Source organism: Candidatus Bathyarchaeia archaeon, assembly GCA_041447175.1.
Lineage (GTDB): Archaea > Thermoproteota > Bathyarchaeia > Bathyarchaeales > Bathycorpusculaceae > JADGNF01.
Map to the genome: position 1 here is coordinate 624,524 of CP166960.1, position 22,985 is coordinate 647,508.

Consider the following 22,985-nt stretch of genomic DNA (forward strand, 5'->3'; position numbering starts at 1 on the left):
CCATTACTCCCTTAATCCTATGTAACTAACCAGTTTCTCCACACGTTTGCTGCGGGCTATCTGGTGTAGTTCATGGAAGATTTTCTTGAACTCTTTGGGGTTAGTGTCTCTGCCGCCTAAACCGTAGACGTAATCCACAATCAGCGGGTGTGCTGCGTTGTCATAAAGTGCGTGGCGAACTTCGTGGAAGACTGCGCCGCCGTTTCCGCCAAAGCTCATACTTTTGTCAAACACGGCAACTAAGCTAACTTCGGCTAACGCTTTTTGGATTTCTTGCACTGGGAAGGGTCTAAATGTTCGCAGTTTTAGCAGACCAACTTTTATGCCTTCAGCGCGTATTTCATCCACGACGGTTTTTAGGGTTCCAGCAGTGGAGCCAACACAGACAACTGCAAATTCGGCATCGTCAAGCTGGTACTTCTCGATGAGGCCATTGCCGTAGCTTCGACCTGTTAATTCAGCGTATTCAGCGTGCACTTTTTCGATGACTGAAAGCGCGTTTTTCATGCCTTCCTCTTGTTGGCGTTTGAATTCAAAATAGTAATTCTGCAACGCGATTGGACCCATAGTCATGGGGTTTTTGGGGTCAAGTTTGAATGGTGCGCTTTTGCCTTCGTGTGTCTGGACCAGAGGTAATTCGCGTTCACCCACGAATTCTTTGGCTACATCGTCGACAAGGGTTGTTACGTTTTCTAAGGTGTGGCTTAAGGTGAAGCCGTCTAAGCCCACAAGAATTGGCAGCGAAACATTTTTACTTTCAGCAATACGAAACGCCTGAATTATCGAGTCATAGGCTTCTTGCGCGTTTTCAACAAAAATCTGAATCCATCCGCTGTCTCGTTCTGCCATGGCGTCGGAATGGTCGCCGTGGATGTTTAGCGGTGCTGACAAGGCACGGTTTGCAACAGCCATAACGACGGGTACGCGGCAGCCTGACGCCACGAAAAGCATTTCATGCATCAAAGCCAGCCCTGCTGAGGCAGTTGCCGTGAATGCGCGGACACCGGTTGCAGACGCCGCAATTGACGCTGCCATGGCGCTGTGTTCAGATTCAGTGCAGACAAACTGGGTGGGGACTTCGCCGTTGGCGACGTATTCGCTGAATTTCTCCACGATGATGGTTTGGGGGGTGATGGGGTAAGCAGCCACAACGTCTACATTTGACTGCTTTACGGCGTACGCAACGGCTTCGTCGCCGTTCATAGCCATGATTTGTTGTTTAGCGTCGGTTTTCATTTTTACTCCTCCTTCTCCGGTAGCTTCATGGTTATTGCTTTGGTGGGGCACTCGTTGGCGCATATGCCGCAGCCTTTGCAGAAGCTTAGGTCAATCTCGATTTTACCCATCTCTGGACGCCAACGAATACATCCTTCGGGACAGTAAAGCACGCACATCATGCAGGTGGTGCATTTTTCTAAGTCCCGAACAGGCATGTATGTTTTCCAGTCACCAGTCATGAAGCCGACGCTGGATTTTGGGGTGACGCCTGCGGGTGCTATTTCTTTCCAGCCTTTGTCTTTGCTGCTCATTCAGATTTTGCCTCCTCATATGCTTGTTTAATGACTGCAAAATTTTTCTCTGCAATTTCTGGCTTAAAACGCCCTTTGACGGTTTTCTCAATGCCCTCCAAAGTGACCACTTGAGTGGATTTAGCAACCACACCCAACAGAGCAGTGTTGGTTATGGGTGCCCCCAGAAACTTGAGCGCAATTTCGGTCGCGGGGACAGTCCAAACAGTGCCTTTGCTCACTTTGAGGTTTTGGCGAACTTTTGCGGGGTCCTCCGCGGAGTTGATGATGATTATGTCTTCGTCTCGGTTGATTCCAGAGGTCACAGGCACCGTCTTAAGAAGTGTGTTGTCCAAAACCACTACGACGTCGGGGTCATAAATTGAGCAGTGAAGCCGAATGGGTTCGGTACTTATGCGAGTGAACGCAGTCACAGGTGCACCCATCCTTTCCGGACCAAATTCTGGAAAAGACTGGATGTACTTGCCTTCATTTAGTGCGGTTCTTGCGAGGAGTTCGCTGGCGGTCCAAGCGCCCTGCCCTCCTCTGCCGTGCCATCTAAATTCTAACATTTTTTTCAAGGTTTACCCTTAACTCCCCATTTGTTTTGCTTTCTAATATCAAAATCCCTTGATATACATTGTTCCGAAAAGCCAGAACACGCCCATTACGATTGGCAAGATGTGGCTTTCCAAGGGATATATTCACGTTGGCTTTCTTGTAAAAAAGCCGTCCGATAAATATAAGTTTTACACAGGCTACCAAACGAACCATCGTTTTTACTACTGTAAACGTTGTTTTACAATAAAGTTATATTAGACAGAAGTTTTCACTTAAAAGCATCATCGGGGAGAGAACCTGTGACGAAGATAGTTTTAACAAGCGACAGAACCTTGATGAGTAACTACCACAACAACGAATTCTTAGGGTTCGGCACCTGTGCACCCCCAAACTTTGTTCCCGAATGGCTCTACAGCAGCCTGTTTTTCCCCCATATAAAAGCCAAACAGGGCTTCCCCGAATCCGCACCCTACGGTCTACGCAAAGTCGAAGCTCAACTACTCAAAGACGGCTTTGACGTAGCAACAGTCAGCCCCCAGCACATCAACGGGTTCCTAAGCGACGCGCAAGCGTTAGGCATCTACGTAATGGACCCCTTCGGGCTGGGACCCGCGTCAACCACCCTCGCGTTTCTCTTCAAAAAAGAACCCTACCTCGCAAAACACTTCAAAGCCCTGCTTCAACAACCTGAAATATTGGAAGCAAAAAAACGAGGCGTAAAAATCATCGTTGGCGGACCCGGAGTGTGGCAATTCCAGTACCGACCTGAATTTGCCCAGCAAAACGGTATCGACTGCCTCGTGGAAGGTGAAGCGGAGAATGCTCTAAGCAAAATCTTCACCTCAGTCTTGAACGGGGAGCAACTACCTAAGCATTACGAGGTGTCCGTCAAAGACGCCCCTAAACTTGAGGAAATCCCAGACATCGTTGCGCCTTCTGTGAACGGCTTAGTAGAGATTGGTAGAGGCTGCTGTAGGGGATGTGAATTCTGTAACGTCACCTTGCGGCCTTTACGTTGGTATCCGCTGGAGAAAATCGCGCATGAAATCGACGTGAACAACTCAACAGGTAAAAACCCTGGTTGTTGCCTTCACGGTGAGGACGTGATGCTTTACGGCAGCAACAACGTTACGCCTAACGAGGAAAAGCTGCTTAGTCTCCACAAGATGGTTATGGATAAAGTTGAAGGGATTGCGTGGAGTCATTGTTCGCTGGCGGCAGTTGCCTCTAAACCGAAACTGTTTAAGGAAATTAGCGAAATTATCCTTGCCAAGCAGGCATGGTGGGGCGCAGAAATCGGCATCGAAACAGGCTCCCCCGAGTTAGCAAAGAAAATCATGCCCTCCAAAGCGTTGCCTTTTAAGCCTGAGCAGTGGACCGAAGTGGTAACGCAGGGCATGGGAATTATGCACGATAACCTGCTGGTTCCTGCGGGCACGCTTATTGTGGGGCTTCCAGAAGAGCGGGAGGAAGACCTGCTTAAGACGATGGAGATGATGGATGACCTTAAAGACTGCCGCAGCCTCATTGTGCCCCTCTTCTTTGTCCCGCTAGGACGCTTGGCTAGTGAGGACTGGTTCAAAGAAACCGCCCTTACCGAGCTGCACAAGCAACTTCTCATCAAATGCGCGGAACACGACTTCTACTGGGTGGATGACCTCATGAATATGTCGTTTGGCGGCAAATGGTACAGTCCCTTCTTGAAGGGCGGCTACAAGATGTTTGCGTGGGTAGCGAAACGTAAAACAAAACAGCATGTCAAGGGCTTCCACGAAATAACTAAACTTAAATAGTCTATTTTGGACTGAGTGTTGATAAGTGCATGATGTGCCGCCGTGGCTCAGCCCGGTAGAGCGGCTGGCTGTTAACCAGTCGGTCAAAGGTCCGAATCCTTTCGGCGGCGCCACTTCCACTACCCTTTTCACCAAGCACGTTAAAAGGCGCCGTCTGTTATGAGGGTCTTCTCGCCGTGTTCAAAAAGAAAAACTGCCCCCATAAACTGCAGTTCGCCTTCCTCGTAAACGACTGCTGCCCTCTGGGGAATCGCATAAACTTTCTCCTCCATCGAAAGCTGCCTCAGTAAATGGTCCTTAAACGACTTGTAGTGGACTTTTACGCTAAAATCCACCAGCCCCAACCCCTCCACCACTTTGGGTGAGCCGCTGCATCGGTTTGTGACCAAGCATTTTCTGCCTAAAACCAACGCGCCCGCGCTTCTACCCACAATCACGCCCTCGAAGCGGCGTAGAAGCTGGTCTGCTCCTGCCTTTTGCAGTCGGCTAAGCAGCGTGCTCACTTGCCCGCCTGTGAGGTAAATCAGGTCTGCGTGTTCGGTTTTGGCGGCTAACTCAGTGGGCGTTTCGGAGAAGTCTGCGTAACTGACGTCTTTTGCTCCCATGCTTCGGAAATAGTTGGTGAGTCTTTGGCGTCGTTTGTATTGCTGGTCAAATGAGGGGCGTGCCCACGGAAAAACCAGAACCTGCGGCATTCCGCCCGCGTCCTCAAACGCGGCGACATTGATGTTTTTTGCGTCCTGTTTGGCGACGTTTTCTCCGCCCAGAAAATACAGTTTCACCATGAAAAAACACATGTTTTGTGCTTTAAAGGTGTGCGGTTATTCTTTTTGGGTTACGTTTTTTTCTTCAATGAGGTCTTCGAGGGCTTCTTTTATGGGCAGGTTGAAGACTTCGCGTAGGTGGTTGAGTAGTTTTTCTCCATTTTTTGTTATCTGATAATGTTTGATGCGGAGGCGTCCTTTTTGTTTCCATTCGCCTTGAACAGCGCCGTTTTTTTCCAACTCATAAAGCAGAGGATAAATGTTTCCTTGGTGAAATTTCTGACCGGTGAGGCGCTCCATTTCCTTGATGACTCGGTAGCCTGACATAGGTTCAGTGCTGATTAACCACAGGATGATGGCACGGTTGACTCCTCGTAAGGTGGCTTTTACGATGTCTCTTTCTGCTTCCACCCGAACAAGCCTTCACGGGAATGGTGTAGCGGGCTTTTATTAACGCTTCTAAGTTTGACGGAATAGAAAAGTTGATATATCAAAATCTAAACTATTTCTTGGTGAGCTTTATGGTCGACGTGGTTACCTCTTTCCTTCAAGGCTTGGACAGGCCCCTTATTCTGTGGCTCCTTGAGCAGAAACCCAAACACGGCTATGAACTTATGACTGAAATAAAGCGGCTAACGGGGCGAAAGCTTAAACCCAGCACGCTTTATCCGTTGCTGTACTGGCTGGAGGGCGAAGGGTTTGTTGTTGGCGAATGGATCAAGAAGGGCAAACGCAATCTGCGTTGCTATACCCTAACAAACAAGGGCAGACTGCTTCTTGAAAAACTTTCCCACCTGCTTAACAAGTCCATCAGGAGGGTGCTTGATGACTTGCTTAGTGAAAAAACTAAAGAAAGACTGGCGGGCCTTGACGACCTAAGTTCTTAAAAATCTTTAACAGTGGGGAGAAAAACTATGGAGACAAAACAGGGTGGATACAAAGTTGTTTTAACCGCTGACCGCACATTAATGAGTGAATACGCAGGGGGTATCTTTTTGGGTTTCAGTGCTTGCATCCCGCGGGGGCTGCTGCCTGACAAGTTCTATTTTTCGCTGTTTTGCCCTTCTGTCCCCGTGAACGAGGATGGAGCATCAAAGTATGCTCCTTGCGGCATAAGAAAAACCGAAGCGAAACTACTAACCGATGGCTTTAGACGAGAGGATGTTATTGTTGCCCACCCTGACTACCTTGACAAAGTGGTGGGCGAAAACACAAAGGTCTTGGGCATTAACGAAACTGACCCATTAGGCATTGGACCAGCAACCAGCACGTTCACTCAACTATTCGGCTTACCCGAAGCCTACATGTCCAACAAATTCAAGGAAATCCTAAACAACCCCGCCGTCCAACGCTACAAACCCACAATAATTGTAGGCGGACCAGGCGCGTGGCAGCTGGAAGACGACAACGCACGCCGAAGTCTAGGCGTGAACTGTGTTGTGGTTGGGGAAGGCGAAAAAGTCGTAAACACCCTCTTTGGCAACGCTTCCAGAGGCGTTGCAATTCCAGAGGTGGTTCATGGACCCGTTGTTGAAGAACCCGAAATCCCCATAATCCAAGGCGGCACCATAGATGGCATCATTGAAATTGCACGTGGCTGCGGGAGGGGCTGCGCCTTTTGTGTGCCCACACTTCAGCGGTATAGGTGCCTCTCCATTGAACATATCCTCAAAGAGGTTGAGGTTAATCTTCAGGTGGGCAGGCGTCCTTTGCTGCACGCGGAAGATGTGTTGCGTTACAAGGCAAACGGTTTTGAAATCAACGAGGATGCCGTGAAGGAGCTCTTCAACGCTGTCTACCATTACCCTGGCGTGACGTCGGTTGGGATAAGCCATTTTGCGCTTTCCAGCGTGGTTAGCGCTCCAAAGTTGATTCCTGATTTGTCAGAAATTCTTGATGTGAAAAAGGACGGCGACTGGTTTAGTGGACAGTGTGGCATAGAAACGGGCAGTCCCCGGTTGATTGGGGAGCTCATGGCGGGGAAAGCTAAACCGTTTACGCCCCAGCAGTGGCCACAGGTGGTTGAGGATGCGTTCAAGATTCTTAACGACTGCAACTGGGTGCCCTGTGCTACCCTAATCATTGGGCTTCCAGGCGAGAACGAGGAGGATATCCAGCTTACCCTCGATTTGGTGGCGCGTCTGCGCGGGTTTAAGAGTTTGCTGGTTCCGTTGTTTATGGTCAGCGAAGGCGGCTTAAAAGACCGTGTGGAATCCTTCAAAATCGAAAACATCACACATAAGCAGTCCGAGCTTTTCCTCAACTGTTGGCAGCATAACTTGGACTGGGCAGAGACTTTCCTCAACGAGTACTTCGTGACAAAGGCGCATTTTGGCAAAGGCTTTGTTATGAAACGTGTCCTCTCCTACGGCGTAAAACAAGCCTGCAGCTTGCTTGAAACGTGCGAACAGAAATACGACTACAACCTGCCCGCCATGATAAAAGACGCGCGAGAAGGCAAATATCCCATGTCAAAACCCATCCGTGCCATCACAAAAATACTGTCTGTAAGAGGAATAAAAGCCTTGAGCGCATAGTCCCTTTCCTTTTTTTGTTTTTCTTTCCTTTTTGATGTGGAACTGCGTTGACTAAGATTCTGCATGGACTTGCTAAATGCCTTTTGCTCCATTAACCAAGCATACCCTCCAACATATTCTCAGCAGACCTGTCAACTCCCAAGCGCCATGCGGCTAAGCCCTTGCTTTTGCTCTCACTTTAAGGGCTGCATCTGGTAGAAGACTTCACGCTGCTTGGTTCTAAAAGAACAACTTTTTCTTTGCTACCCCCAAGAGGGGTTGACCGCCTCTGCTAAAAACGGGCGTTGCTGTTTTGTTTTTCGGTGAGGGTATGGTTGGTTATTTGATGCGTCTTCTTTTTGAGAAGATGTACTCGATGAAGGCTATGCCAATGGAGCCTGCACCCAACGAAACCCACATCATAGTTGAAGCTATGTCAAACATTTAGGTCACCTTGATTTTGCTGGTGATGTAAACGGCGTGATTTAAGTTTTTAGCTTCAACAAGGGGGTTTTGCATGTTTGATGCTTATTCGGTGTCGGTTTTTTTGTCCAAATCTAAACTCATTACGCAGGCAAATGTTTGCTTTTGTTTCTGAGTTTTGGCTGGTTGTTTATGTGTTCCCATTTCTCTGTCTCCTTCAGCAGAGTATGTGTGGAGGAAGCGGTTGGCTTTATGTGTGTAGCTTTTTGTTTTGACAAACCCAAAGCGGCTTGTCGCAAGCGAAACCTCTATATTGTTAAATGGAAATTCTTTTCGAACAAACATTTGTGGGCCCGTGGCTCAGTCAGGCTAGAGCGGAGGACTCTTAATCCTTAGGTCGCGGGTTCAACTCCCGTCGGGCCCGCCACACACGCCAAACTTATCCCGTTTCTGCCTATTTTTCCAGCCAGCGTAGCCCAGTCAGATTAAGCTCCGACTGAGTGAATCCCGAACTTTCAGGTCAGGTTTTCTAAGTCGAAGTTGAAGAGGCTGCCTGCCCAGATGAGTTGAAAGGGCTACTATTCTTTAACTGTTATTTGATGCGGTTGCTCTTGGGATGTTACCTAAAGACGTGGCTGTAAAATTGACTGAATTCCATGTTTCCAAGCATAAGGTTAGCCCGGTTGTTGAGCGGCGTGGGTGGTGCTGGGCCATGACAGGCTTCGGTGTAGACGCTTACAACGCATCAGAGAAAGATTTTCTCGTTCTAAGAGTGCCATTTTTTGAATTTCCAACTTATCAGAATAACCACTGCAATAATTGCCAGTAGTATCAGAACGGGCAAGTTGTATCCTGCAATTAATTCTCCAATGTAAGCGTAGAGCAGGCACCTTGGCACCGCACCGATAAATGTAATCACAGCGAACTTGGCAACTTTAGTCTTAGCCAAACCGGACAGATACGAGACTGCATCAAAGGGCACTAAGGGAATAATTCTGCCAAACAATATTGCCCAAGAACCCCACTTGTTAAACCATTGGTTCATAGATGTTAAAGTGCTCTCTTTAACAAAGCGCTTCACTAAAGGCTGTCCACCCAATCGTGCGATATAGAAGCAGATTACTGCACCCACCGTTGACCCTAACGACCCAAAGAAAGCTACACTAAGCGGGCTCATAGTCATTCCAGCGAACGCTAAGAAAACCTCATTTGGAATTGGCGACAGCACTGAAGAAATAATCATTGCAGTAACTAATCCGATTGGTCCATAAACTGCCATCCAACCCTTACAAGTAACTATTATAAAATTTACAAACCCTTGAAAACTATCAACGAATGAGGAAAAAATCGGCGAAATACCTGGTGAGCCACTAATCCCTAAATGAAGTTGGAGCAGCTGTAAACTAAGTAAGCCTATTGCAACGATTATGCCTATGCAAAAAAGGATGCTCGATATTTTGTTGAACTTTTCTGACGCGGTTTTTACTTCGGCGGTTAGAAGTTTAAAGATTAGGATAGAAAAGGTAAGCCAGCAAATACCAAGCAAACACCCGCCTAAAACATCGCTAAACCAGTGAACGTTAAGATATATCCTATCAAAACCAACCACTAAAACCATTGAAACTGCCAAAGCAACTGCTGCCTTGGCTCGAGGGGTTTTCCAATGTTGCCAAGCAATGTAGGCAAGCAAACCAAAGAAGACTATGCCTCCAACAGTATGGTAGCTTGGAAAAGAATAACCCGAATCAACAACTACCATGTTTACAGGTCGGGGCGATTGAACCAATGATTTGAAGCCGGCAACCAGGATAGCTTCCCCGCCCATGGCGCCAAGCAGTAAGAGACTTTGTAGCCTGTAGTTCTTGTAGAAAAGATAACTCGCAGTAACTAAACTTGCAACGAGTAAACTGTAAGTGTTAAAGGCATATGAGATTCCAATGGCTGCGGTCGTTGCCCACCCGGACTGTATTGTAGGCACCCAACTGTTGACTGCAAGGTCAAATCCCCTCAAATGACCTCTAAGAAGTAAGACAAAGAGGAAAGCAACAAGAAAGGCTAGGCAAAGGGCTAAATATTTTTTGTTGTCGCTAATTACTTCGAGTGTGCGAGAACTCTTCACTTTGGGAACGCCTGTAATTTCCATCTATGCATGAAATAAAAGGCACGCTCACTCAGAAGGAGTCTAAAAAACGAATCCTTGAATGCTTATGTTCTTGGTCCAAGCCTGCTGAATCTGAGCTGTCCTATGTATTTTAGTATCCAACGAACAAGCTCATCGTAAGCTTGGATGCCCTCAGGGGTCAAATAGACGATGCCTTCGTCGTCTAACTTGACAAAGCCTTTGCCAGACATCCAAGTGAGATATTTAACTAAGCGGTCATACGACAGCCCTGTAACTGTAGCCAGCGCGGTTCTGTTGAGGTTCTTTTTCTCTTTCAGCGCCTCAATTATTCGGGCGATGACGTAGAGGTCAAGCTTGGAACTCTGCTCTCTCGAACTCAACGCTAAACCACCGCAACTCCCAAACTAACATGTCTAAAGCGCGTAATTCTCTATAGCGCTTCAAAAGGTCGTTACCGAGCGCAAAGGCTACAACTAAGACCGCGATTAAGCCCCAAAATAGGGCGCCTACCCACACCAACTGATTGAGAAATATTAGGGTTAAGCCATTCCATGCAAGTTCAAATGCGGCAAATGTGACAACTAAGTAAGTCCCGGCTTTAAACATGCCATAGATCATGTAGCCAAGTCTTCCGATAGTAATGTCTTCTAGAGTTTTTTCCCAGTCCATATCTCCCAAAAGTTTGAGTGTGGCTGAAAAGCCCTTGGTAATTTCAGGTCTCCATTCACCTTCTTTTACGGCGTTGATTTGTTTGCGCATGTAGAATCCGCCGCATGCAAGTCCCGCTATGGGAATAAGCAGTGACAAAAAGGCGACAACAACGAACATGGTGCTGTTAAGAACAAGCTCTAACTCGTAGATTTGAAATACCGTAAGAACTGCCAAGAAAACAGCTATAGAACTACCGACGATAACTACAAATTTTTTTAGAGATTTCGCTAAGGCATTATACTTTTTTATGTGGTCGAGTGTTTCCATTAATTCAGCTACTTTTGATGCGACCCGCTCCTCTGTCACCATACGACCTCACAATTCAATGGGTGTATCGTTAAGCTAACTTTTATGAATCTTAAGCCTTAACGTATACAGAATAGTTTACTTTTGGGATATAAGGGAGACTCCTTCCGAGTGAGTAATTAATACATATAGCATTTCCAAAGAAATACTGTCCAGGAAAGACGCATTTAATCAACTGTGGGTTGACAATTTGAAGTCGTCTCTTAAAGTACTCTTACAAGTAGTCGTAATGGCAATTATGATTGCTGCTCTGCTTTGGTACGTGGGCACGCAGGTCCCAGCAGATTTCAAACCCCAAGAAGCCACAATTATAAGAGGCGTTGATTTCATCTACAGCAAAATATTAACCGTTGACATAACGTTCTTGTTGCTTGCTTTTTTGATGTATTTTGGGATAAACGTTCTTTTCGCTGTTAGGCTTAGAAGAGTGCTTAGCAAGAATGGAGTTAGAACCTCGTTTGGCAAAACACTGCTTGCTCAATATGCAGGTATGCTTACTAGTGACGTGACGCCTGGTCGCTCAGGATACATTCTGACGCCCGTCTACTTGCGAGACCAAGACGTACCTACCTCCAAAAGTCTCTCCAGTATTCTTGGGATTCAAACATTTGAGTTTCTCATAAAAGTCGCAGGTGGGGTTGGCGCGGTAATTTTGTTAGCTACAACAGTTCCCATAAGCACATGGAATACGATTTTTCCCACTCAGATAGGCGGAGTAAACATTGGTTTGCTTGTTGCCATTTTAGGTATAAGTTTAATGTTAGTCGGTGCAAGTGTTCTCGCGGCTTTTACTTGGTCTAAGAGAGCTATCTCTATTTTTGATCGCATTGCTAACTGGAGGTTTCTTAAACGATTCACTGGTGGTTTAATTGGTAAACTGGAAGAATACAAAGAAAGCTCAGGTGCAACAAGCAAAGCAATCCCTGAAATAGTGTTCTTGACCATAGCTTGTTGGGTCCTTAAGGGTTTTGAATGGTGGTTCTTAGGATATGCACTTGGGATTTCACAGTTAACTGGTGCGTGGTGGCTAGCCTTTTTCCTAATTCATCCACTGGTTACCGCGCTTGCCTTTATACCTATAACCCCCGCAGGTATAGGCGTACAGGAATTCGGAATCGTTGGAATTCTTGGTCTTCTCGGCGTTGCAGCACCGATAGCAACGGTATTTGCGTTACTTGCAAGAGGTCTATTAATCTTTGAGGACATAGCAGGTGTACCACAAATCGTGAAGTCAACAAGCTTACTCTTTAATAAGAAAAAACCAGAAACGGAACTAACAAGGCAAGTTGGGTAAGCATCCAAAAAAGGCAAAAACTGCTTTTTTGACTAAAGTATGCCTACATCCATAGATCGTACTTTGATATTATCGTATTTAGGCTCTCAAGCCATTAATTTATAGTTACGGCTTTTTTTGATTTATTTTTGGCTTGTTTGTAGGAATTGTAAGCGTGTTGTTGAGTGGCATATCTGGTGATAAGCTATAGCAAGCTTTGGCGTCGACTCTGCAAAACATCAAAGAACTGACTCTATTTTTATGGTCTGCTAAAATCATCATCACTCTTTTCGTCAGACGATGTCGGCAACATCATTCCCCTGCCTCAAATGTTGAAGTTAAAAAAAATTATAAAAAATTGTAAGAAAAAAAATTAATTCAACTCGAAATTGTACTATCGAAACTTTTAAACCGATATTAATTCAAGGCTATTATGGCTGGTCAACTGGAGAGAAAAACAGGTTATGGAAGATACTGCCCATACACTAAGTGAATTGGGGCTAAATAAAATACAGATTAAGCTACTTCTGACGCTATGCAGGTTTGATTACATATCAGTAAAAGACCTATCAAAAGAGACAAGCATTCATAGAGCCCAAATCTACACGGCTCTAGAGGAACTGAAAGCATATGGACTAATCGAGAAAGAAATCGGAAAACCAATACAATATAGAGCTATTCAAATGTCCAAAATACTTGATATTTTACTTAGACGCAAAGTTGTTTGGATGTCGGATTTGCAAGAGGAAACTAAAGACCTGATAAAGAAAGTTAGTGATATAGAAGCTCAAAGAATGGAAAAGGAACAAGAGGACTACACCTTCACATTGATTAATGGGGTAGAAAATGCAGCCAGTATGTTTCGCCGTTGGATTGAGAATTCAAGGACAGTTGATTTTGTGGTAAATTTTAAGCGGTATAGTCCTACTTGTTGCATACCTGGCTATATCGAAGAGATCTTTAGGGGTGCCCTATGCCAATTCAGAGAGGACGTAAAAGTAAGACTTGTAACCAGTTCACGTCCTGAAATTTTCAGGAACTGGTACTGGGAGGGCGCTAAGAATCTGGAAAATCGGTTTGTATCTTTTAACGTTCCCATGGATATTGGGGTCTTTAATAAAGAGAGAGCCAGTTTGACAATTTATACTAAAAAACCAGATATGTTGAGAACCGATATGTCGGTCCTAACTTCAAATCACCCCTCTTTCGTACAAATGGTTCAAAACCATTTTGACCTTCTATGGAACAATTCAACAGCTACTCAAGAAGCAAACGACGCTTCTCCTAAATAACTATGAAATACACGTTTAGGCTCAAGACCAACAAGTTAAATTCGCCTGTAGTCCTTTAGTTCCCGTCAGGCCCGCAAATTGCAACCCTGCTTCTCTACCTTTTTTGTTTGTTTTTTTCCTTGAGGCTTTTAAGGTTGCGCGACTATTGATGTTGTTACCTACATAGGGGTGTTTGAATTGCAGGGTATCACGGTTATCGTTGGGGGATTTATGAGTGTGGACGGAAAGATAGCGCCTGCAAACAGGAACGGTCGAGAATTTACTCATTTCATGACTCCTGAGCATACAAAAATTCTTCATGAAATCCGCTCCTCCGTTGATGCAGTTATCGTTGGAGTAGACACTGTTATAGCGGATGACCCTTCGCTAACGGTACGAGCAGTTCAGGGAAAAAATCCCCTCAGAATTGTGTTGGACAGCAATGCCCGAACACCCTTAAACTCAAAAATCCTAAACATTAACGAAGCACCAACATTGATTGTGGTTTCAAAAAATGCGCCCCAAGAAAGGATTGCGGCTCTGAAAAGTAAAAACGTGGAAGTACTGGCGTCAAGTGCAGAGCGGTCAAAGGCACTGCAGGAGTTGATGGACGCGCTGAAACCCCGTGGTGTGAAAAGGGTTCTTGTCGAAGGGGGCGCTGAAGTTCGGTGGAGCTTTTTTGAGAGAAAACTGGTGGATGAACTGTTTGTTTGGGTAATGCCTTACATTTGGGGCGGCAGAGATGCACCAACTTTGGTGGGTGGTTCGGGCTTTCTTAAAGCTGAATGCGCTGTCCCCTTGAAAGTCAAAAGTATGGAACAGGTTGAAGGCATATTGATTCTTTGGTTTTCAGTTGGAGCCTAACTTTGGTTGTTTTTGAGTTTTTGTAATAAAGTGCTTTCAGTTGCGCCTCGTGCGTTTCGGTAGGACAGAAACGTTTCAACAAGCATATCCACGAAGTCCTCTAATTCGATGTTTTTCTCAGTATCACCTTCAAAAAGCGCTTTTGCTTCCTTGAGCCGCTTCAAGTTTTCCAGTGAAAACTCAACCGTTACTTTTCTGTTATGTTCGTTTGACATTTTTTCCCTCAATTGCATGGCTTTTTCATAGTGAGTTAAGGATTAAGTCAAGTCGTTCTGGTTGACCATTGCTCAACTTAACCAACTGCTTCAGTTTTTCTATGGCGCGACCTTCGTCAACGGCCTGCGCTGCAAGTTCATACCCATCCTTAAGGTCTTTGGCTTCATCGGCTACGTAAAGTATCGAGGCAGCATTTAGCAAAAATAGGTCTCTGCGGGTGCTTTTGTCTTTACCTAACAAAACGTTCGTCACAAGCTGCGCATTTTTTGAATAGCTTCCCGGGTAACTTATCTCTCGTATTTTGCCTCTCTTAATGCCAATGTCTTCGGGGTAGAACTCGAAGGTTTCAACCGAACCGTTGGGCTTTACCTCTGAAACCACATTTTTGCCTAAAACAGAGAATTCATCAATTCTGTTTGCCTCGTTTTCTCCATAACCCAAAACAACCAATGCTTTCTCGTAGCCGCTTTTTAGCAGAACATTGGCGATTGTTTCAGTGAAGGGTTTGCTTACTCCCCGTACCTGCCGTTTAAGTGAGAACGGGTTCAGAGCGGTGGCAATTCCCAGTCTTAACGAATACAGCATGGGCATAACCTCCGGGGCTGATTCCTCAGACGATATCTTGATTAGCGGCTTCATCCACGGGTAGATGCCTTCGGAAGCCCAAATGGCGGTTCCCAGTTTTTTAATGCAGTCTTGTACAACCTTTCTGTCTGCATGCGCATTTATTCCCCATGTTTCAGCCAAATCGATGCAGCCGGTTTTTGATGAAAACGATTTGGTGCCACTTTTTATCACACAAGCTCCAGCTGCAGCCGCAATTATGGTTGCAGGGGTCGTTACGTTTATGGTTGGAGTGGTGTCGCCTCCGGTGCCTCCTGCGGTAACAATGGGCTTGTTAATGTTGAAGCGAAATTCGAATGTTTTTGTTGTGTCCATAGCCTTGTTGATTCCGCATAGTTCATCAATGGATGGTTTTTTGATGGTTAAGCCACCAAAAAAAGCAGCTAAAAGGGCGAGTGTGTTTGGTTTATTGTTTTTGAGTTTTTCGAAAATCTCGCTGGCGCCAAGTTGGGCTTCTTGGAGGTTCAAGTTTTCACAGGCGGAGAGTTTGCCGATTATCTTTTCCAAGCTTTCGTTGTTTTGGTTTTGTCTGATTGCCATTTGGTCACCCTTTTAGTGTGTTTAGAGTATGTTGTGGCGCGATATTGCCTTAACCACTATGTATGACAGGAACGTTGAAGGAACTAGTTGCAACACTATGTATACTGGTAGAGCGGCAAGGTAGGCTACGAAGGGCAAACCGAGCGCTACAACTATCACGGTATAAACCATGGGGATATCTAAAACTGCACATACACTACTCATTGCCACGAGTTTTGTGCTGAGTTTTGTTTGAGGGCGAAAACGTGAAAATCCTAAAGCAACCAGACCCACCGCTAAAGCGAAAAATAGGTTAATGAAGGGCCAGAGCCAAGAGAGTGGGTTTGCTATAGTAATTAGTCCAATGATTGCTTGGATTTCGGTTGTTATGATGGCGCCTGAGAGACCAAACAAGGCAGCTGAGACTAAAATCCAAGTGTACGTGTTTATGTATCCTAGTGGTGTGGCGTTGCCTCCTGTGGCTAATGCGTCGGCTCTTTCTGCAAAGGCGGCTAATACTCCTGCAATAACGCCTAAGAGTAGGGCAGCCATGGCGTTTCGGCGTTGTATGGCTATTAGGCTGTTTAAGGACATACTTCTCTTCACCAATTTTGAGTGACAACTCAAAAATAAGTCAACAATATAAAGTTTTATAACTAAAAATGAGTAGCTTACCCGCTGATAACAAGCAAACCACGTTCATTCACGTCAGTTCTCCTACAACAAGCACGACGATAAATGCCGTCACGGGCGATTTATCAACCCTTTTTGCTGCTTTTTGCCCCGGACTCATTTTATAGGAGTTTACTTTATATTCACTTAACCTCAATTTCAATGAGTTAATTCAGCGGTCTTAACAGGAGTCCACGACCATAGCATGTCCAAAAAAAATGTTGAAACTCCCCCAGCATTAACAGAATCCGATGTAGTTGCAAAAGTCGCTGAATTAATGGAAACTCTTGACCAAGTTAAAAAATACAATGCACTCTCAAGCTCTTTAAAACATTTTGCCCTGATTATAGTCAGCTCCGTCGCCGTTTTCCTTGCAGTTGGCGGCTTACTTGGCTTCTTAAACTTGCTTGTGACCTTTAATAGAGTGCAAGTTTTTTTTGCATATATCCTGTTATTGCTTATTCCTGTTTCAGGGGTTGTGACAGGCGTTTTTTTTATTAGAAAAAGAGTAAATTCAACCCGAACGGGAGAATGGAAAGAGGAGCTTTCGCAGGGTTTTCCTTCTGCCTTAAAAATTCTGATGGAGTTGGATTGGGATGATACGTTTGATAGGATTTCAAGAGGGCGGTTTAGTTATGCGCTGTATGGTGTGTTGAAAGCAATTGCCTACTGGATCATAACCTTTTTTGCGTTGCGTCTAGTTGGAAACCTTATTACCTTTATAGTGCTACGTCAAGAGTTATTCTCCGGTCCTGTTTTAATTCTTATTTCGCTTGTGATAGTTTACTTGCTAGTCCGGAATGACTTTTCAAAGCGTTTTGCTCAGATTATGGCATTAGATAAGCTCCTTTGGGAGTTGCGGTGGTTTAGCGTTGAGCTTAGGCGAGCAGAATTCTAAACCTGACCTCTACGTCATCGCTCGTATTATCAAGGCGTTGAAAGAGAAAAACAGGATGAATAAAACTGCCCTTGCTACTTCCACGGGGTTAGCCTATGATAAACTGATTAAATATTTGGCTTGGATGTCTGAAAAGGGCTTCATTGCAGTTGACGAAAATGGCTTGGTGGCTTTGACTGACGAAGGCTCTGAAGCATACGATGATTTGGTGCAGTGGATACTGAAGTATGTAGGTCAACTGAAGTTTCCAAGGCTGCGCTTAAGAACTTAGATGCCTTTTCGGTTTATTTGTTACTCCCTCGGAATGAGTTCCCTTTTTAAGTGGTTATCCTGTTGAAGGTTTTCGGATATAGCGATAGTAATGCCCTTGAATGAACCTGTGTACCTAATTCCCAACCTTCCATCTAAAAATGAAGAGTTATACTCACTTGTTACGCAAGGATTAAGACCCTGTCAGACAAGCCTTACTGAGCAGCATTTTTTCAAGTCAGTGCAAAACAAAAAAGATACATCGTTTACTGGTGAAACCTGGTCTAACTGGGCGTTTTTTCTATCGACAAAAAGGGTTTTCCAGTTGCAAATAAGGTCCCAAGCAGAAGCTGGATCCCCAAAGAACTTGGGGCAGTTGAGGTGAGAGCGTCGTGACCGACAATTACGGGAATGTTAAAGGTGGCGTTTCGCCTCTTTCAGCGTTTGTTCCGTTTGCCCCTTTCACTGTGAACGCTTTTCACAATTTAATGCCTCTGAAATGGGGCTTTCTCTTTGCAGGTCTGCAAGTAATCACTTTGCTTTCCTTCTACCTGAATTTTATAGCTGTCGATTTTTTCTGGTGTTTTCTCTCCATTTTTGCCTACATTCTGATAGCTTCTCCCCTCTACATGAACAGTGCAAAAAACGGTGCACCGATGGGAGCTGGACAACCTCAAGAACTGACTTTCAATAACCTTTTCAAAATATGCGCTAAGTCAACTTTCACCGATTATAGAATTGCTCTGCTGTCAAGAATACCTTTATCACTTCAAGTTCTCACTGGGGGGTCTTTACTTTATGAAGTGTTCGGAGCCGATTGGGTAATGCATGCTCTGTCGGGTTTTGGAATTGGCGCTTTGGCCTTGAAGGCTTATCTAACAGGTGTTGGGCATTTTGGGTATGGTCGTTTAGCCTCTTATTTTCACCTTAGCGGGTTTCGTACATTCAAAGTTGAACGTAAACACGCCACCGCGGAGTTTACGCTGTTTAGCTGTGTAGTTGTTGCTCTTATCTGGGAAGTGTTTGAAAGAACTGTTCATTTTATTTCGCCCGTGAATGTGTTTAGAATCGGCGGGGAATCCTTGTTTAACATAACTGGTGATGTGCTTTCTGGAGTTCTTGGTGGCATGGTTGCATGGTACCTACTTAGGCATAAAGCCAACTGGAAATAACTGGCGGGGTCTGGATAAGGCAATGTTAAAAGATTAAGGGGGCGTTGTCTTTCGAGTGTGGTTTAAGGTTTGTAATTGTGTGTACCGAAACAATTTTAAAGGAAATCTTTACTTTATTTTGGTAAACTAATTTGGTGGTGCGAATGGACACGCTCTCCAACGACGAATCCATAGTCTGGCAAGAATTCCAAAAAGGCAAAACCACCAGCGCAATCGCCCAAGAACACCAAACCCAACAATGGAGCCCCGCATACGTCTCCCGTGTCCTCAACCGGGCAAGAGAAAAAATAACTAAAACCCTAAAAGAACACGCCACCAGCCACCGCCTAGACATAGAAACTCTCCTCGACTACAAGGGGCTCTTAATCGGCTTTGACTATCAAACAAGTAGCCAAGTCTACATAATCTACACCCAAAGACTTGGAGTCATTGTTTGGTATAACCACGATTCCTATGCAGGAAAGCTCTGCCCTCAATGCCCAAAAGAAGCCGACTGCAGAGAAACCTTGGACACAATAATCCAAGAATACAATATCTCACTGCGACCCGACGAAGAAGAGTTGTGCATGACCAAACAAGCGGTTGCAGTCTTTAACAAACTTGCTGCAAAAGAAACGCCGCGATACAAACGGAAAGGAGGTGACTAAGTGGCGAAAAAAACCGACGAGAAAGTTATCCGACCCCCCGTGAAATCAATCACAAGCGGAACTATATTTCGACCTTCACGCGCCTTGGTTTACAAGCTGCTGTTGAAAAATGCTATTGTCTTCGTGTTGATTTGGCTAACTGTAATTCTCTCTTTCGTGTTTGTTGCTGCAATGACGGCATTAGACCCTGTTAACCCAAGTGCAATGCAGATAATCAACGATTATTTTGGAGAGGTTAACCTTTGGACAATAATCTTGAACCTATGCTGGTTCACCCCCGCCGTCATTATCATACCGCGTTACGTCCAAAGCATTGAGTATTCCGTGAAAGCAGACACCGGAGACACCATGCCCGAAATCTACTCACGCCGAGGCATCTTCACCATCACCCGCCGCCATGTACCCTTCAGAACCATAACCAACATCTCCAGCCAAGCAGGCCCCTTTGACAGGCTGTTCAAAATAGGTTCCGTTCACATTGAAACTGCGGGGTACTCTGGAGCAAACCAGAAAGGTCCTGAAGAAAACCTAAGCGGAATCGTGTTCTATGAAGAGGTGCGCGATTTCGTTCTTAAAGAGCTTCGAAAGTTCAAGGAACCTTATGTGACGGGTACTGAGGTAATCCATCCAACTGAAAAACCTGTTCAAAAAATGGCGGGTGCTCGGGACGATGAGGTGCTTGCTACTCTGCGGGAAATCCGGGATATTCTTAGGGATAAGACTGAGTAGTTTTCTCTTTTTTGCTTTTTTTCTTTTTGGGGTTGGTTTTGTACTTGACAGCACAAAATTTTTAAGTAAATTTTTACTATATATTGGTAAATATTTGGGGTATGTTTGAGTGATAGATACCCAAAACCTAACAAGAACATTCGGCGACACAACCGCAGTAGACAGCCTCACCCTACACATAGACGAAGGCGAGGTTTTCGGTTTTTTAGGCCCCAACGGCGCAGGCAAAACCACCACCGTTCGCATGCTCTGCTGCCTCATAAGCAAAACACACGGCACCGCAAAAGTAGGCGACTACGAAATCGCAAACCCCTCCGACATCCCCAAAATCAGAAAAATCATCGGGCTACTACCCGAGAACGTCGGCATATACGAGGACCTGAGCACCTACAAAAACCTGGACTTCTACGGAAAAATCTACAAACTCCCCCAAACTCAACGCCAAGCCCGCATCGAACACTTTCTCAAAATGCTTGGCTTATGGGAAAAAAGAGACCGTCCAGCCGGCAGCCTCAGCAAAGGCATGAAGCAGAAACTTGCCATCGCTCGTGCCCTTATCCACGACCCTCAGGTGCTGTTTCTTGATGAACCCACCGCGAACTTGGACCCTGAAGCCTCAAAAACTGTCCGCGACTTCATTCTTGAACTCAAAAAAGAGAAACGTACCATCTTTCTTAACACCCATTTGCTTGACGAGGCAGAACGAGTCTGTGACCGTGTTGGCATCCTCAAAACTAAGCTCTTAACTGTTGGCACTCCTGAAAGCCTGCGGAAGTCGCTTTTGGATACAAAAACGGTGATTGGACTGGAAAATGTTAGCGATGCGATTGTGGAGGCAGTGAAACGGCTTGGTTCGTGGCAAATTGAGGTTGTAGGCAATAAGCTCATCATAACCGTTAGCGACCCCGAACAGGACAACCCCAATATTGTGGACGCTATTGGCAAGGCTGGTGGGCGAATTCAATTCATTACTCAAACTACTCCCTCCTTAGAGGATGTATACCTAAAACTGGTAAGGAGCTAAAACCATGGACCTACAGAATGTTTGGACAGTCGCAAGCAAGGATTTGGATATTTTCGTGAAGAAAAAGAGTATCCTGTATTCAACTATCCTGTTTCCTCTCATAGCCGCCATTGCTCTTCCCATAGTTATTGAATTCGTTGGGCAAAGTGTAGGCGGGATTCCACCTGATGTGCTTCCAGGAGTGATTAACTCTTTCCTGTTCTTTTTCATCATAGGCGCCGCTTCTCTTCCCGTCGGTATAGCTGCTTACAGTTTAGTCGGAGAAAAAGTGGAAAAAAGCCTTGAACCGCTTTTGGCAACGCCCCTAACAGATGGCGAAATACTGTTAGGAAAAAGCCTAGCCGCGTTTCTTCCCCCTCTGCTTGCAACCTACGTGGGAGCCACGATATTTACTGTATTCATAAATGCCTTAACCAGCAATCGGCTAGGTTACTTGTACTTTCCAAACATAAGCATGGCAGTCATTCTCTTTGTTCTGGTGCCTCTTGTGTGTCTTTTAAGTGTCGAAACAATCATCTTGGTCTCTGCCAAAGCTAATGACGTACGCGCCGCTCAACAGTTCGGGGGAATCTTGGTGTTTCCGTTTGTGGCAATCTATGTGGCAGGCGAAATTGGCATGTTATCGCTTAACACAACCAACCTTCTGTTAATCTCAGCGACAATCTTAGTAATTGACCTGCTCCTCTTCTTCACCAGTAGAGGCACGTTCAAGAGAGAAGAAATTCTGACAAAATGGAAGTAGCCAGCAAAAGTGAAAAGAACCCAAATTTACTTCCTTCTTGATGTTTTCATTTTATTTTAACTGCGGTTTGTTGCATTCACGGACTTTGTTGGTGATAAGGTTTAAGAATGAATAAATAACTTATATTACTGGGGGATATGTTTGAAAAGGAAACTGTTCTCCGCTCCATTTTTAGTTAACATACTTATTGCTGGTCTGTTCTTGGCTAGTGCCGTAAATATTAATGTCGCTCAAAGAAATCCGAATTTGTTCGCTATCTCAGGTTACGTGTTTGATTCTTGTGGCAACCCCGCGTCAGGTACGTATGCTTATCTAATCAACAGTGCGGGTTCAAGCTTTGGCTCAGATGTTTGGGTGTCTCCTAATGGACTTTACTGTTTAGTTGCCCCCGCTGGAACTTACACTTTTGTCGCTCGCGGACCCAATGATTCAGGTACAAGTTTCTCTGAAACACAAATTGTGGTTGACCGCGACCTCAATAAGAACATCACTTTGGTGCCTGGGTTTAAGGTTTCGGGGTACGTTGTTGATTCTGCAGGTAAAGGTCTTGCGGGTTCTGCCACTTTCATCTTTAATTCCACTTGGACGGTTCCATCCGTCACAACAGGCAATTCTGGCTTCTATGCTGTGTACCTGCCTGCTGGAACCTACACCTTCGTCATTTGGCCACCCTATAATTCAAGTCTGGTGAATTTTCAAAACCGCAACTTCACTGTTTGCTCTGATATGACCTACAATGTAGTTTTGGATTCAGGGTTTAAGCTTTCAGGTTACTTGCATTACCCTTCAGGTGAGCCAGTTGTTGGTTTGTCTACTTTGTTAATTAACAGTGCGGGTTTCACTTTTTCAGCGGGACGGTGGTCCGATTCTTCAGGCTACTACTACGGCGTTGTTCCAGCTGGAACCTACTCCTTGTATATCCATGGCTCATCCAGTTCTGGCAAAAGCTTCTCTGAAACCAGCCTCGCCATAAACAGTGACATCACAAAAAACATAACCATAATCTCTGGTAAACCCGCAACAGGCTGATAAATGTAGTTGCTGAACATTCAAAACATCCGCCTTCTACGTTGCCGACAAGTGTGAAAACGCCGTTAGAGAAATTACAGTATCCGTATCCGCCTCGTCTGAGATTTCCCAGCCTTGAATGGTGGCGGCTTGAGCTACGCTAATTGGGACAACCGAGATGCAGAAGTAGGGGCCCGCAGGCAACACTTAATGAAGATTTACCTGTTAAATTGAGCTTACGTAATTTGGAACTGATAACTGATAATATCTCCCATAATCGCATAATCCTACCAATTCCTTGAATTAAATACCGCAAGGTAACTTTTAATTCTTACTCTCAAACAAAAATATATCTAAATAGTTGCCCACAGAA

Annotated in this window: 25 protein-coding genes and 2 tRNA genes; 16 read left to right on the forward strand and 11 right to left on the reverse strand. The window is 45.2% G+C overall.

Annotation, left to right across the window (positions count from 1 at the left end):
• Nucleotides 1-3: 3 nt before the first annotated feature.
• From ACBZ72_03210 to ACBZ72_03220, 3 genes are read right to left on the reverse strand one after another with little or no spacing between them, the layout of a single operon-like run.
• The gene (locus tag ACBZ72_03210) at nucleotides 4-1,236 is read right to left on the reverse strand and encodes a transketolase C-terminal domain-containing protein (protein XES77893.1); all 1,233 of its coding nucleotides are present in this window, start codon (nucleotides 1,234-1,236) and stop codon (nucleotides 4-6) included.
• A 2-nt stretch (nucleotides 1,237-1,238) separates the two neighbouring features.
• The gene (locus ACBZ72_03215; protein ID XES77894.1) at nucleotides 1,239-1,529 is read right to left on the reverse strand and encodes a 4Fe-4S binding protein; all 291 of its coding nucleotides are present in this window, start codon (nucleotides 1,527-1,529) and stop codon (nucleotides 1,239-1,241) included.
• A complete protein-coding gene (locus ACBZ72_03220) occupies nucleotides 1,526-2,080 on the reverse strand; it encodes a 2-oxoacid:acceptor oxidoreductase family protein (protein ID XES78645.1) in 555 nt (184 codons plus the stop codon). The genes ACBZ72_03215 and ACBZ72_03220 overlap by 4 nt, the downstream gene beginning before the upstream one ends.
• Nucleotides 2,081-2,368: 288 nt before the next feature.
• On the opposite strand from ACBZ72_03220, the gene ACBZ72_03225 reads away from it, so the two are divergent.
• Both ACBZ72_03225 and ACBZ72_03230 read left to right on the forward strand, forming a co-directional pair.
• Nucleotides 2,369-3,862 carry a radical SAM protein gene (locus ACBZ72_03225; GenBank protein ID XES77895.1) on the forward strand — a complete coding sequence of 498 codons (1,494 nt, stop codon included), beginning with the start codon at nucleotides 2,369-2,371 and terminating at the stop codon, nucleotides 3,860-3,862.
• Between the two features lie 36 nt (nucleotides 3,863-3,898).
• Nucleotides 3,899-3,975, forward strand: a tRNA-Asn gene (locus ACBZ72_03230).
• Between the two features lie 27 nt (nucleotides 3,976-4,002).
• Here ACBZ72_03230 and ACBZ72_03235 read toward each other — a convergent pair.
• Both ACBZ72_03235 and ACBZ72_03240 read right to left on the reverse strand, forming a co-directional pair.
• Nucleotides 4,003-4,647 carry a Type 1 glutamine amidotransferase-like domain-containing protein gene (locus ACBZ72_03235; protein XES77896.1) on the reverse strand — a complete coding sequence of 215 codons (645 nt, stop codon included), beginning with the start codon at nucleotides 4,645-4,647 and terminating at the stop codon, nucleotides 4,003-4,005.
• A gap of 36 nt (nucleotides 4,648-4,683) precedes the next feature.
• Entirely contained in the window at nucleotides 4,684-5,037 is a 354-nt protein-coding gene (locus ACBZ72_03240) for a PadR family transcriptional regulator (GenBank protein ID XES77897.1), read from the reverse strand.
• A 110-nt stretch (nucleotides 5,038-5,147) separates the two neighbouring features.
• On the opposite strand from ACBZ72_03240, the gene ACBZ72_03245 reads away from it, so the two are divergent.
• From ACBZ72_03245 to ACBZ72_03255, 3 genes are all read left to right on the forward strand, one after another.
• Nucleotides 5,148-5,513, forward strand: coding sequence for a PadR family transcriptional regulator (locus tag ACBZ72_03245; protein XES77898.1), 366 nt, complete (start codon nucleotides 5,148-5,150; stop codon nucleotides 5,511-5,513).
• Nucleotides 5,514-5,540: 27 nt separating this feature from the next.
• Nucleotides 5,541-7,163, forward strand: coding sequence for a radical SAM protein (locus ACBZ72_03250; GenBank protein ID XES77899.1), 1,623 nt, complete (start codon nucleotides 5,541-5,543; stop codon nucleotides 7,161-7,163).
• Nucleotides 7,164-7,914: 751 nt separating this feature from the next.
• Nucleotides 7,915-7,992: transfer RNA gene (locus ACBZ72_03255), tRNA-Lys, on the forward strand.
• Between the two features lie 339 nt (nucleotides 7,993-8,331).
• On the opposite strand, the gene ACBZ72_03260 is transcribed toward ACBZ72_03255, so the two are convergent.
• The 3 genes from ACBZ72_03260 to ACBZ72_03270 all read right to left on the reverse strand — a co-directional run bounded on the left by ACBZ72_03260 (nucleotide 8,332) and on the right by ACBZ72_03270 (nucleotide 10,707).
• Complete coding sequence (locus tag ACBZ72_03260) at nucleotides 8,332-9,576, reverse strand: VTT domain-containing protein (protein XES77900.1); 1,245 nt, start codon at nucleotides 9,574-9,576, stop codon at nucleotides 8,332-8,334.
• A 194-nt stretch (nucleotides 9,577-9,770) separates the two neighbouring features.
• Nucleotides 9,771-10,067 carry a winged helix-turn-helix domain-containing protein gene (locus tag ACBZ72_03265; GenBank protein ID XES77901.1) on the reverse strand — a complete coding sequence of 99 codons (297 nt, stop codon included), beginning with the start codon at nucleotides 10,065-10,067 and terminating at the stop codon, nucleotides 9,771-9,773.
• The gene (locus ACBZ72_03270) at nucleotides 10,036-10,707 is read right to left on the reverse strand and encodes a hypothetical protein (protein ID XES77902.1); all 672 of its coding nucleotides are present in this window, start codon (nucleotides 10,705-10,707) and stop codon (nucleotides 10,036-10,038) included. Before ACBZ72_03270 ends, ACBZ72_03265 begins: the two co-directional genes overlap by 32 nt.
• Before the next feature lie 226 nt (nucleotides 10,708-10,933).
• Here ACBZ72_03270 and ACBZ72_03275 point away from each other — a divergent pair, with 226 nt between their 5' ends.
• The 3 genes from ACBZ72_03275 to ACBZ72_03285 all read left to right on the forward strand — a co-directional run bounded on the left by ACBZ72_03275 (nucleotide 10,934) and on the right by ACBZ72_03285 (nucleotide 14,112).
• Nucleotides 10,934-11,998, forward strand: a complete 1,065-nt coding sequence (locus tag ACBZ72_03275; GenBank protein XES77903.1) for a lysylphosphatidylglycerol synthase transmembrane domain-containing protein — start codon at nucleotides 10,934-10,936, stop codon at nucleotides 11,996-11,998.
• 443 nt (nucleotides 11,999-12,441) lie between these two features.
• Nucleotides 12,442-13,269, forward strand: a complete 828-nt coding sequence (locus ACBZ72_03280; protein ID XES77904.1) for a TrmB family transcriptional regulator — start codon at nucleotides 12,442-12,444, stop codon at nucleotides 13,267-13,269.
• A gap of 168 nt (nucleotides 13,270-13,437) precedes the next feature.
• Nucleotides 13,438-14,112 carry a 2,5-diamino-6-(ribosylamino)-4(3H)-pyrimidinone 5'-phosphate reductase gene (locus ACBZ72_03285; protein XES77905.1) on the forward strand — a complete coding sequence of 225 codons (675 nt, stop codon included), beginning with the start codon at nucleotides 13,438-13,440 and terminating at the stop codon, nucleotides 14,110-14,112.
• On the opposite strand, the gene ACBZ72_03290 is transcribed toward ACBZ72_03285, so the two are convergent.
• From ACBZ72_03290 to ACBZ72_03300, 3 genes are read right to left on the reverse strand one after another with little or no spacing between them, the layout of a single operon-like run.
• Nucleotides 14,109-14,327, reverse strand: coding sequence for a hypothetical protein (locus ACBZ72_03290; GenBank protein ID XES77906.1), 219 nt, complete (start codon nucleotides 14,325-14,327; stop codon nucleotides 14,109-14,111). The two genes, ACBZ72_03285 and ACBZ72_03290, sit on opposite strands and share 4 nt — an antisense overlap.
• Before the next feature lie 25 nt (nucleotides 14,328-14,352).
• Nucleotides 14,353-15,492, reverse strand: a complete 1,140-nt coding sequence (locus ACBZ72_03295) for a hypothetical protein (GenBank protein XES77907.1) — start codon at nucleotides 15,490-15,492, stop codon at nucleotides 14,353-14,355.
• 21 nt (nucleotides 15,493-15,513) lie between these two features.
• Nucleotides 15,514-16,065: a hypothetical protein gene (locus ACBZ72_03300; GenBank protein XES77908.1), complete on the reverse strand. Its 552-nt coding sequence runs from the start codon at nucleotides 16,063-16,065 to the stop codon at nucleotides 15,514-15,516.
• Nucleotides 16,066-16,348: 283 nt separating this feature from the next.
• On the opposite strand from ACBZ72_03300, the gene ACBZ72_03305 reads away from it, so the two are divergent.
• The 8 genes from ACBZ72_03305 to ACBZ72_03340 all read left to right on the forward strand — a co-directional run bounded on the left by ACBZ72_03305 (nucleotide 16,349) and on the right by ACBZ72_03340 (nucleotide 22,633).
• Complete coding sequence (locus ACBZ72_03305; protein ID XES77909.1) at nucleotides 16,349-17,041, forward strand: hypothetical protein; 693 nt, start codon at nucleotides 16,349-16,351, stop codon at nucleotides 17,039-17,041.
• Nucleotides 17,016-17,312 carry a winged helix-turn-helix domain-containing protein gene (locus ACBZ72_03310; protein XES77910.1) on the forward strand — a complete coding sequence of 99 codons (297 nt, stop codon included), beginning with the start codon at nucleotides 17,016-17,018 and terminating at the stop codon, nucleotides 17,310-17,312. Before ACBZ72_03305 ends, ACBZ72_03310 begins: the two co-directional genes overlap by 26 nt.
• Before the next feature lie 370 nt (nucleotides 17,313-17,682).
• A complete protein-coding gene (locus ACBZ72_03315; GenBank protein ID XES77911.1) occupies nucleotides 17,683-18,462 on the forward strand; it encodes a hypothetical protein in 780 nt (259 codons plus the stop codon).
• 143 nt (nucleotides 18,463-18,605) lie between these two features.
• Complete coding sequence (locus ACBZ72_03320) at nucleotides 18,606-19,109, forward strand: hypothetical protein (protein XES77912.1); 504 nt, start codon at nucleotides 18,606-18,608, stop codon at nucleotides 19,107-19,109.
• Nucleotides 19,110-19,838, forward strand: a complete 729-nt coding sequence (locus ACBZ72_03325) for a PH domain-containing protein (GenBank protein XES77913.1) — start codon at nucleotides 19,110-19,112, stop codon at nucleotides 19,836-19,838.
• Nucleotides 19,839-19,947: 109 nt separating this feature from the next.
• Nucleotides 19,948-20,862 (forward strand): ATP-binding cassette domain-containing protein, encoded by a 915-nt coding sequence (locus ACBZ72_03330; GenBank protein ID XES77914.1) that lies wholly within the window; start codon nucleotides 19,948-19,950, stop codon nucleotides 20,860-20,862.
• A 4-nt stretch (nucleotides 20,863-20,866) separates the two neighbouring features.
• A complete protein-coding gene (locus tag ACBZ72_03335) occupies nucleotides 20,867-21,604 on the forward strand; it encodes an ABC transporter permease subunit (GenBank protein ID XES77915.1) in 738 nt (245 codons plus the stop codon).
• A gap of 141 nt (nucleotides 21,605-21,745) precedes the next feature.
• Complete coding sequence (locus tag ACBZ72_03340; GenBank protein ID XES77916.1) at nucleotides 21,746-22,633, forward strand: carboxypeptidase-like regulatory domain-containing protein; 888 nt, start codon at nucleotides 21,746-21,748, stop codon at nucleotides 22,631-22,633.
• Nucleotides 22,634-22,985 lie beyond the last annotated feature (352 nt).